The organism is Actinoplanes sp. ATCC 53533 (genome assembly GCF_003947245.1).
The window spans coordinates 1-660 of record NZ_QHHV01000670.1; the positions used below are offsets into that span (position 1 = coordinate 1).

The window sequence follows — 660 nt, forward strand, 5'->3', positions numbered from 1 at the left end:
TCGCGTCTCCGCCGGCCGGCCGGCCGGCTGCGGGATCTGCCGATCTGGTCGAAGCTCGGGCTCATCATGCTCGTGCCGACGCTGGCGACGGTTGTCGTCGGCACCAACGGCTTGATCGACCACATCAACGAAGCCAGTGACGCCGAGCGCGCCCGCACCCTGTCGGTGCTGTCGCAGGCCGCTGGTGGACTGGTCGATCACCTGCAGAACGAACGTGCCTTCGGTGTGATGATCGCGACCACCCAACCCAACACGGCCGACCGGAAGGCGGCAATCGAGGGTTATACCGACGAGAACCCGAAGGTGGACGCGGCGAAGCTGCCGTATTCCCAGCAGAAGGCCGCCCTCGACAACGTCCCGGAGCAGGTCGGCGTCCTGCTGCGGCGCCTCGACCTGAACCTGCTGGAACTGCCGTCGATCCGCAGTCGGACCGCGCGCGTCGCGATCCCCCTCGAGGACATCAGGGGCGCCTACGATCCCCTGATCACCGACCTGCTGAACGTCCGCGACGCGGCCGCGCAGCTGGCCCAGGACACCACCCTGAGCGACCGGCTGCGCGTGGTCGCCGCGGTCGCCCGGGCCAAGGACTTCATCTCCCAGCAGCGTGTCGTCGGCCTCGAGATCATCGGCAAGGGAGACTTCACCCCGAGCCTGCGGAGC

1 protein-coding gene is annotated in these 660 nt (G+C 68.5%); it reads left to right on the forward strand.

Translation table 11 applies throughout. The features are described 5' to 3' along the window. Nucleotides 1-660 (forward strand): nitrate- and nitrite sensing domain-containing protein (locus DMB66_RS60560; RefSeq protein WP_199753342.1); only part of this gene is annotated, 660 nt, incomplete at both ends.